This window comes from Mesorhizobium sp. M0293, from assembly GCF_040321735.1.
In the GTDB taxonomy this organism is placed as follows: domain Bacteria; phylum Pseudomonadota; class Alphaproteobacteria; order Rhizobiales; family Rhizobiaceae; genus Mesorhizobium.
Genome location: NZ_JAMYSA010000020.1, coordinates 65,024 through 74,365 on the forward strand (window position 1 = coordinate 65,024; position 9,342 = coordinate 74,365).

Consider the following 9,342-nt stretch of genomic DNA (forward strand, 5'->3'; position numbering starts at 1 on the left):
CTGTCCGCCTATCTCATCTCGTCGAACCGGTCGCGCAGCATGCTCCAGCCGAGCAGCATGTTGGGCGCATGCCGCAGCAAGGCATGGAACGGGATTGGTGCTGGCGACCCGAAAGGCAGCGGCAAGTCACGGGCGTCGGTTCCAGCGGCCCAATCGGCCAGCATCTTGCCCATCGCCGTGGTCATGGCAATGCCGCGGCCGTTGCAGGCGCGCCCGGCGATCAGGCCGGGACCGAGGTCGATCAGGTGCGGCAGGAAATCCGGTTCGACCGCTGCTATTCCCGACCAGCTGTAGGCAAGCGGCGGCAAGTCGGGCAGGTCGAGATGCCGGCCAAGCCGCCGCCAGATTGTCTGCGGTACACGCGTATCGGCGCCGGCGCCAAGAATATGCATTCCGCCGCTGATCAGCCGGTTTTCGGCGTCGAAGCGGAACGTGAAGAGATTGCGCCTGGTGTCGCCGACGCCTTGCTCACCGGGAAGCAACCGGCTGCGCACATCACGAGGCAGTGGCGCTGTCGCGATCTGGAAGACTTTCAGCGGGAAATAGGTTCGCTGCAATGACGGATTGAGGGACCAGCCATAGGCGTTGGTGGCGATCAGCACCTTTGCGGCGCGCACCGATCCCGAAGGCGTTTTCAGCATCCAATCATCGGCCATGCGATCAACCGAGGTGACGCGCGTCCGCTCGAAAATCTTCGCGCCGGCTTTCTCCGCCGCATCGGCGAGCCCGCGCGCGTATTCGACCGGATTGAGCACGCCGCCAGAACGATCCAACCAGCCGCCGACATAGCCTGGCACGCCCGTCAGCGCCTCGACCTCCTGCCGATCCAATGTGACTGCCGGCCGGCCACGTTGCGCCCATTGCCCGGCACGTGACTTGACCTTCTCGAAGGCGGCAAGCGAATGCGCCGGCTGGATCCATCCGCTCGGCACCGCGTTGCAGTCGATGCCGTGCTGCCGGATCAGGCGGAACACCAGATCGGCACTGCCGGCGGCGAAATCGATCAGCCTTTCGCCGCGCGAAGGTCCGAGGTGGGCCAGTATGTCGATGGGGTCCATCTTGGCGAAGTTCGGCACGACGAAGCCGGCATTCCTGCCGGTCGCGCCCCAGGCGATGAATTCGGCTTCGAGAACGGCGACGGAAAGGCCTTTCTCTGCCGCGTGCAGCGCGGTTGAAAGGCCGGAAAAGCCGCCGCCGACGATGGCCAGCTCGACATCGAGCCCGCCTTGCAGCGCCGGCCGCTCGCGGCGATTGCGGCTGACCGCATGCCAGAGCGAAGCGCTATGCGTTTCCTGCCGGGGCACGGCATTCATGACCCGGAACTGCTCTTGGCTTGAGCGATCTTCACCCGCTTGCCGAACCATGGCCGCCGCGGCCTGTCGCCGAACAGGCCGTTCGGCCGGATCAGCAGGATGACGCAGAGCATGACGCCGATGGCGGCGATCTGCAGCGCGGCGGCGCGCGCTTGCTGTTCCGGCGGGAACAGGATGCTGGTCAGCGTGCCCGATCCGGCCCATATCGCCCACACCAGGATGCTGCCGATGACGGCGCCGAGATTGCTGCCCGAGCCGCCGACGATCCGCATCACCCACACCTGGAAGGTCAGGATCGGCAGGTAATTGTCCGGCGCGATGAAGCCGGTGAAATGCGCCTGCAGCGCGCCGGCCAGCGCCATGATCGCGCCGCCCACGGCAAAGGCCTGGACGCGATAGAAACGCGCGCTTTTGCCAAGCGAGATCGCCGCCCGCTCATCCTCGCGCAGCGCCTTCAGCACGCGTCCCCACGGGCTGCGCGACAGATGCTCCAGAGCGAGATAGGCGATCAGTGCTACCACCGAGACGACGGCCAGGTTCGACAGGTTGAATAGCAGAGGCGTCTCCGCGAGGCCGCCGAAAGGACGCGGGATGAAACCGATGCCGAACGGTCCGCCGGTCAGCTTCTGCGCGTTGAGCGCGACCAGTTGCACCACCACCGCGACGCCGAACGTGGTGATCGCCAGATAATCGGATCGCAGCCGCAGCGTCGCTATGCCGGTAAGCGCTGCGGCGACGCCGCCGACGACCATGGCGCCGAGCCAGCCGACAAGGATCGGCAGGCCGAAGCCGCCGAGCCGCGCAGCGTCATCAGGTGTCGTCAGCAGCGCGGATGTATAGGCGCCGATGGCGACGAAGCCGGCGAGGCCGACATTGAACAGGCCGGTCAGGCCCCACTGCAAATTGAGCCCCAGCGTGACCAGCGAGAAGATCAGCGCAGTGGTCAGGAAGAAGGCGCCGTAGCCGAGCAGGTCCATCAGCGTTCCCTCACACCAAACAGGCCGATCGGCCGCACGAACAGCACCGCCATCAGGATGATGAAGGAGACCGCGGCGCGCCACTCGGCGCCGATCAACTGCACGGCACCGGCTTCAGCCAGCCCGATGATCAGGCCGCCGAGCACGGCACCCGGGATGCTGCCGATGCCGCCGAGGATGGCGGCGGCAAACATCGGCAGCAGCATGTCGAAACCCATGAACGGGCGGATCTGCACCAGAATGCCGATCATCACGCCGGCCACGCAGGCGAGCGCCCCGCCGATGACCCAGGTGACGCGCACCACGCCGGCAACGTCGATGCCGACGATGCGGGCCAGCGCCGCGTTCTGGCTCAGGGCCTGCATCGAGCGGCCGGTCTGTGTGCGCGTCATCAACAGATGCACGCCGAGCACCAGCACCGCGGTCAGCAGCAGTAGCGCGATCTGGTCGGGCGTGATGCGGATGCCGAAGCCGACCGGCATGGCGATCTGGATCGCCCGGCTGAAATAGGTTGGCCGCGAGCTGAAGGTGAATTCGAGCAGGCTGCGCAGCGCCATCGAGGCACCGAAGCTCGCCATCACCACGATGATCGCCTGGCCTTGTGAGCGCAGCCGCGCGAACAGCACTCTGTCGAGCAGCAGCGCCAACAGGGCGGTGAAGGCCATGCCGACGACCAGTGCGACAATCAGCGGCCAGCCGAAGGAGAGGGGAGCAATGGGTGCCACCTTGCCGACCATTGCGCCGATGGCGCTGGCGACGGCCAGCGTCGCATAGGTGCCCCAGGCCATGAAGTCGCCATGGGCGAAGTTCGAGAAGCGCAGGATCGAATAGGTGAGCGTCACGCCGATAGCGCCAAGGCCGATCATCGAACCTGTCAGCAGCCCGTCGACGATGAATTGCAGGCTCATGCCCCACCTCCTGTGTCGGGCTTATGGGGGCGCTGGCCAAGATAGAGTTCGGCGACGACCGGATCGTTCCACAGTTCGGAGGCGACGCCCTCGTGCCGATCCTTGCCGTCGACCAGCACATAGGCGCGGTCGCCGATGGCAAGCGCTGCCTTTGCATTCTGTTCCACCAGCAGGATGGTGACGCCGGATTTGCGGATGCCAGCCAGCATCTCGAACACCATCGAGACGAATTTCGGCGACAGGCCGGCCGACGGTTCGTCGAGCACCAGCACCTTGGGGTGGACGATCAGCGCCCGTGCGACGGCCAGCATCTGCCGTTGTCCACCCGACAGGTTGCCGGCGGCGGTCCGCCGTTGGCGGGCGAGGTCGGGAAAGGCGGCATACATCTCCTCGACGCGCGCAGGAATCTCGCCCCGCTCGAGGATGCCGCAGGCGACTTTCAGATTGTCCTCGACCGACATGAGAGGAAAAATGTTTTCGGTCTGTGGCACGAAGGCCAGGCCTAGCCGCACCATGGTGTGCGCGGGCGCGGCAGTGATGTCATTGCCGTCCAGAAACACCGTGCCGCCGGAGATCGGGACGAGACCGGCAATGGCCTTGATGAAGCTCGACTTGCCGGCGCCGTTGGGACCGAGCACGACGACAATCTCGCCCTTGCCGACGGTGATCGAGGCGCCACGCACGATCGGCACGCCGGGTTCATAGCCGGCTTCGAGATCACGGACATCGAGGACGATCTCGCTCATGCCGCGCCTCCGAGATAGGCCTCGATGACGCGCGGGTCGCGTGCGACCTGTTCGGCCGTGCCTTCGCTGAGCAATTGGCCGCTCGCCATGACGAGGACGCGATGGCAGAGCCGCGTCACCATGTCGATGTTGTGCTCGATCAGCAGGAAGGTGACGCCGCGCGCATTGATGTCGCGGATGCGGTCGATGATGACTTCGAGCAGCGTTGCGTTGACGCCGGCCGCCGGTTCGTCGAGCAGGATGATCGCCGGGTCTGCCATCATGACGCGGGCGAGTTCCAGCAGTTTGCGCTGGCCGCCGGAAAGCACGCGCGCCGGCTCATGCGCGAGATGGGTGAGGGTGACCAGTTCCAGCAGTTCGAGCGCCTTTGTCCTGGCGGCTCTTTCCTGCGCCGCCACCCGCCATGGCGTGACGAAGTTGGTGAGCAGCTTTTCGCCGGCCTGGCCCTGCGCGGCCAGCATGATGTTTTCGATCAGTGTCAGATTGGGCAGCGGGCGCGGGATCTGGAAGGTGCGGCCAAGGCCACGACCGATGCGCAGATGTGCGGCTTCGCCCGAGACAGGCATGCCATTGAGAAGGATCTCGCCGCTGGTCGGCAATATGCTGCCGGCGAGCAGATCGAACATCGTCGTCTTGCCGGCGCCGTTCGGGCCGATCAGGCCGAGGATTTCTCCAGCCCTGACGTCGAACGAGACATCGTTGACGGCGACAAGGCCGCCGAACCGCCTGACGACATTCCTTGCCGCCAGAACCGGGGCGCGGGTTTCCTGCCCTTGCCGTTTGGTTGCCTCGCTCATCAAACCCTCTGGCCGAAGACGATCGTTGCCGTCTCCTGATTATGATTTGTGATCACACTTGCTTTGATCACGCTATTCGGGTTTAATTTCATCCGCAAGCCGAAAACCGGCCAAGAACGGAATTCCATGCAAAAGGCTGCCATCGAGAAGAACAACGAGGCGATCGCGGCCCAGCTGGCGCCGGTCGGCCGCGAGACCGTGCAGGACCGTGTCTATTCCGAATTGCGCCGCGCCTTGATCGGCGGTCTGTTCGAGCCGAGCCAGGTGCTGACCATCCGTGGCCTTGCCGATGCGCTGGTCACTTCGACCATGCCGGTGCGCGAGGCGCTCGGCCGGCTGATCACGGAAAAGGCGCTGGAGGCGTTGCCCAACCGTTCGGTGCGCGTGCCGCCGATCACGCTGGAACGCCTCGATGATCTCTTGCGCGCCCGCATCCTGATCGAGGGCGAGGCGATCGCGCTGGCAGCCGCCCGCATGGGTCCGCGCCAGATCGCCACCATCGAAACCATTCTCGGCGAATGGGACGAGATGCGGGCGTTGAAACATAAGAAGGACGTCGATCGCGAAGTGACGCTCAACCAGAGCTTTCACTTCGAGATCTACCGCTCCTGCGGCTCGGCCGTGCTGATCCCGATGATCGAGAGCCTGTGGCTGCAATCGGGCCCCTGCATTCGTGTCGCCATCTATGCCTTCTCGGAAGCCGGCGAGGTCGACACCGCCCAGTATCACCGCCGCATCGTTATGGCGCTGGCCACGCAGGATGCGCAGGCGGCGCGCGAGTCGCTGGTCGCCGACATCAGCCGCCCCTTCACCTTCCTGCGCAGCAAACTGCAGGCTGCCGCCGCGAAAGACCAGTCATGACTTCCATCAACATCACCGAGCCGCGCTCACAGCTATCCGTCACGGCATTGTTGCTGCCCGAGAAGGCACCGGAAAACGCTGCCTTCCTCTCGGCATATCTCGGCACGCCACGTGTCGTCCCTGGCATCCATGCAATGTGGACAGGGCCGGAAATCTCCTGCCCGGTTCCCGCGGCCGATCTCGAGGGCCAGACCTATGCCAGGCCGTTGCCGGCCGAGAACGCGACGCTGACGCCGCAGCCGGGCGACATCGTGCTGTCCTTCGTGCCGCCGCGCATGTGGGGTGGCAACCCCAATGCGATCTTCGATATCGGCCTCTACTACGGGCAGGGCGCGCGGCTCTTGTTTCCGATCGGATGGCTCGCCGGCAGCGTGGTGGCGCAAGTGCGCGCCGAAGAACGCGATCAATTCGCCGCTGCTTGCGGCGTGATCCGGCGCAATGGCGCCTGCGACGTCACCTTCAGTCTGGTGGAGGCCTGAAATGGCTGACGACAGTTTCGAACTCTTCGATCTCCGCGTCGAGGCGGTCATCCCCGAGGGAAAACCGATCTATTGCGGCGCCAAGGCCGGCGATTATTTCGAGCTCAAGGGCGAGATGCTGTCGATGCCGGCAGGGCAGGGGTTTTCGATTTATTCGATCTCCGCCGTGCTGCCGCTGCTGGCGGCGAAGCAGCGCCCGACCCACCCGAACGACTGGATGACCTCGGACGCCGAGATCGCTTGTCCCGATCCCAATTGCGCCAGCCGGCTCCGGATCGTCAGGGTGGCCAAGCGGCGGTTCAGCCATGCCGAAACGACGGCCGTGCCGCTGCCGAGGGAGAATGACCTGACATGACCGCCAAGATTTTCGAACTCGGCCCCGGCTACACGATCTCGCGTGTCATTCGCGGCGGCTGGCAGCTGGCTGGCGGCCACGGCGCCATCGACCGCAGCCAAGCGGTGGCCGACCTGATCGCCACTTTCGATGCCGGCATCTGGACCTATGATTGCGCCGACATCTACACCGGTGTCGAGGAACTGATCGGCGCCGCGCGTCTGCGGCTGGCCAGCGAGCGCGGCCTCGATGTCGCGGCCCGGATGAAGGTGCACACCAAGCTGGTGCCCGACCTTGAACGGCTGGCCAGCATCAGCCGCGACTATATCAGGGGCATCGTCGACCAGTCACTGCGGCGGCTGAAGACCGAGCGGCTCGATCTCGTGCAGTTCCACTGGTGGGACTATGCGCAGCCGCGCTACGTCGAGGCGATGGGCTGGCTCGACGAGCTTCGGCTGGAAGGCAAGGTACGCAATCTCGGCACCACCAATTTCGACACGCCAAGGCTCGCGGAAATTCTGGCGGCCGGCATTCCGCTTGTCAGCCAGCAGCTGCAATATTCCGTGCTCGACCAACGGCCGGGCAACAGCCTGGCGGCACTCGCTGCGAAGAATGGCGTCAGCTTCCTCTGCTACGGCTCAGTCGCCGGCGGTTTCCTCAGCGACAAATGGCTCGGCGTGGCCGAACCCGCCACGCCGCTCGAAAACCGCTCGCTGGTCAAGTACAAGCTGATCATCGACGATTTCGGCGGCTGGGACCTGTTCCAGCAACTGCTTCAGGCGCTGAAGGCCGTTGGCGACCGCCACGGCGTCGATGTCGCCACCGTCGCCAGCGCCTGGGTGCTCGAGCAGCCGCAAGTGGCGGCCGTCATCGTTGGCGCCCGCAACCAGGCGCATGCGCTGGCCAATGCAAAAATCATGGACGTTGCACTCGATGCCGGGGACCGGGCGCGGATTGCCGCCGTCATTGCGCAAGGCACCGGCCTCGAGGGTGACGTCTACACGCTGGAGCGCGACCGTCACGGCCGTCACGGCTCGATCATGCACTACAACCTCAATGCGGGGAAGAAATGAGCGGCGAGCCCTCCCTGTTTTCACGCGCCAGCGCCGAAATCACCGACCTGCATCGCTTCTTCGTCGACTGGTTCGTTGCCGCGCGAGCCAACATGGCAGACTTCGGCCGCTTCGAACGCGCCATCGGCGAGGACTTCAGCATGGTGGCGCCGGACGGTCAGGTGCTCGATCGCAAGGCGGTCGTCGATCATGTCCGTTCAAGCCGCGCCTCTTGCAACGACGGTTTTGCCATTTCGATCGAGGACATCCGGCCCGGCTGGCAGGACGCCGATACCATCGTCGTCCTTTACGTCGAAGCGCAGCTGCGCGGCGGCAAGCACAGCCGCCGCCAGTCGAGCGCCGTTTTCACCACCAGTTCATCGGCGCCCAACGGCGTCGAATGGCGGCATCTGCATGAAACCTGGCTGCAGGTGCCGGAACGCTGAACAGGCTCCAGAGATCAAATACAGTTGAGTAACGAAAGGGGAACAACAATGACAAAGACGATACTCCAACTCACCACAGCACTTGCTCTCGTGACGATGGCGGGTGCGGCACAGGCCGCCGATTGCAAGATCACCGTCGGCCTCGTCATGGAGTTGACAGGCCCGGCCGGCGAATACGGTCAGGCCGGCGCTAAGTCGGTCGAGATGGCCTTCCGCGACATCAACGCCGCCGGCGGCGTGCGCGGCTGCGACCTGGCGATCGACACGCGCGACAGCCAGAGCCAGGGCAACATCGCCGTGGACGCCGCCACCCAGCTCGTGCAGGTGAAGAAGGTGCCGGTCATCATCGGCGGCATCATCTCGTCGGTGTCGATCCCGATCCTGACCTCGGTCACGGCCCCGGCCAAGATCGTCCAGGTCTCGCCGGCTTCGTCCTCGCCAACGCTGACCGCACTTGGCCGCGACGGCAAGACCAATGGTATCTTCTTCCGCACCATCACCTCGGATGCGCTGCAGGGCGTAGCCGCGGCCAAATATGCCGTCGACAAGGGCTTCAAGAAATTGTCGATCATCCATGTCAACAACGACTTTGGCGTCAACATGGTGGCCGAATTCTCGCGCGCCTACAAAGCGCTCGGCGGCACCATCGTCTCCGACACGCCTTACAACGAGAAGCAGTCGAGCTATGCCTCGGAAGTCACGGCGGCAATGGCCGGCGAGCCGGACGGCCTCTATCTCGTTAGCACGCCGGTCGACGGCGCAACGGTCGCCCGCACCTGGATTTCGCAGGGCGGCGTGCAGAAATTCCTGCTCAATGACGGCATGAACAGCCCGGACTTCATCGAGTCCGTCGGCGCCGATTATCTGAAGGAAGCCTATGGCACCTCGTCCGGCACCAGCCCGACGGCCTCGACGGAGTATTTCACCAAGAACTACAAGGAATTCTCCGGCATCGAACCGTCCAATCCGGCGGCCGACCGTTCCTATGATGCCGGCGCCATCGTTGGCTTGGCCATCGCCATTGCCGGCTCGGAGGATCCGGCCAAGATCAAGGACGCGATGTACAAGGCGGTCGATCCCGCCGGCACGCCGATCTTTGCCGGCAAGGAGGAGTTCGCCAAGGCGCTCGGCCTGATCAAGGACGGCAAGCCGATCCGCTACGAAGGCGTCATCGGCCCGGTCGCCTTCGACAAATATGGCGACATCACCGGCCCGTTCCGGCTGTGGAAGATCGTCGACGGCAAGGTGACGACCGACGGGGAAATGACCACCGACGACGTCAACGTCCTGCAGGCGAAACTTCAGTAAGAACTTGTCGCGGCGCCGCGCGAGAAAAGCGCAAGGGAGCCGCGGCCCCGCCCCAACGCCCTCCCCCCACCCGCCCCCGCCGCCAGGAGTTGTGGTGGGTTATAGTCAAAAAACACCCCCC

At 64.8% G+C, this 9,342-nt stretch carries 11 protein-coding genes; 6 read left to right on the forward strand and 5 right to left on the reverse strand.

What is annotated here, in order from left to right:
• Positions 1-8 precede the first annotated feature (8 nt).
• Genes NKJ06_RS10615 through NKJ06_RS10635 form a run of 5 tightly spaced genes read right to left on the reverse strand, consistent with a single transcriptional unit; the run spans position 9 to position 4,741 of the window.
• Entirely contained in the window at positions 9-1,313 is a 1,305-nt protein-coding gene (locus NKJ06_RS10615) for an NAD(P)/FAD-dependent oxidoreductase (RefSeq protein ID WP_352630411.1), read from the reverse strand.
• On the reverse strand, positions 1,310-2,293 hold the full coding sequence (locus tag NKJ06_RS10620; protein WP_352809755.1) for a branched-chain amino acid ABC transporter permease: 984 nt from the start codon (positions 2,291-2,293) through the stop codon (positions 1,310-1,312). Before NKJ06_RS10620 ends, NKJ06_RS10615 begins: the two co-directional genes overlap by 4 nt.
• On the reverse strand, positions 2,290-3,198 hold the full coding sequence (locus NKJ06_RS10625; RefSeq protein WP_352630413.1) for a branched-chain amino acid ABC transporter permease: 909 nt from the start codon (positions 3,196-3,198) through the stop codon (positions 2,290-2,292). The genes NKJ06_RS10620 and NKJ06_RS10625 overlap by 4 nt, the downstream gene beginning before the upstream one ends.
• On the reverse strand, positions 3,195-3,944 hold the full coding sequence (locus NKJ06_RS10630; RefSeq protein WP_352630415.1) for a branched-chain amino acid ABC transporter ATP-binding protein: 750 nt from the start codon (positions 3,942-3,944) through the stop codon (positions 3,195-3,197). The genes NKJ06_RS10625 and NKJ06_RS10630 overlap by 4 nt, the downstream gene beginning before the upstream one ends.
• Positions 3,941-4,741 carry an ABC transporter ATP-binding protein gene (locus tag NKJ06_RS10635; protein ID WP_352630417.1) on the reverse strand — a complete coding sequence of 267 codons (801 nt, stop codon included), beginning with the start codon at positions 4,739-4,741 and terminating at the stop codon, positions 3,941-3,943. The genes NKJ06_RS10630 and NKJ06_RS10635 overlap by 4 nt, the downstream gene beginning before the upstream one ends.
• A gap of 126 nt (positions 4,742-4,867) precedes the next feature.
• On the opposite strand from NKJ06_RS10635, the gene NKJ06_RS10640 reads away from it, so the two are divergent.
• Genes NKJ06_RS10640 through NKJ06_RS10665 form a run of 6 tightly spaced genes read left to right on the forward strand, consistent with a single transcriptional unit; the run spans position 4,868 to position 9,221 of the window.
• Positions 4,868-5,602, forward strand: coding sequence for a GntR family transcriptional regulator (locus NKJ06_RS10640; RefSeq protein ID WP_352630419.1), 735 nt, complete (start codon positions 4,868-4,870; stop codon positions 5,600-5,602).
• Positions 5,599-6,081 carry a DUF3830 family protein gene (locus NKJ06_RS10645; protein ID WP_352630421.1) on the forward strand — a complete coding sequence of 161 codons (483 nt, stop codon included), beginning with the start codon at positions 5,599-5,601 and terminating at the stop codon, positions 6,079-6,081. Before NKJ06_RS10640 ends, NKJ06_RS10645 begins: the two co-directional genes overlap by 4 nt.
• Position 6,082: 1 nt before the next feature.
• Positions 6,083-6,436: a TIGR04076 family protein gene (locus NKJ06_RS10650; RefSeq protein WP_352630423.1), complete on the forward strand. Its 354-nt coding sequence runs from the start codon at positions 6,083-6,085 to the stop codon at positions 6,434-6,436.
• Entirely contained in the window at positions 6,433-7,488 is a 1,056-nt protein-coding gene (locus NKJ06_RS10655) for an aldo/keto reductase (RefSeq protein ID WP_352630425.1), read from the forward strand. Before NKJ06_RS10650 ends, NKJ06_RS10655 begins: the two co-directional genes overlap by 4 nt.
• A complete protein-coding gene (locus tag NKJ06_RS10660) occupies positions 7,485-7,913 on the forward strand; it encodes a DUF4440 domain-containing protein (RefSeq protein ID WP_352630428.1) in 429 nt (142 codons plus the stop codon). The genes NKJ06_RS10655 and NKJ06_RS10660 overlap by 4 nt, the downstream gene beginning before the upstream one ends.
• A 48-nt stretch (positions 7,914-7,961) precedes the next feature.
• A complete protein-coding gene (locus NKJ06_RS10665) occupies positions 7,962-9,221 on the forward strand; it encodes an ABC transporter substrate-binding protein (protein WP_352630430.1) in 1,260 nt (419 codons plus the stop codon).
• Positions 9,222-9,342 lie beyond the last annotated feature (121 nt).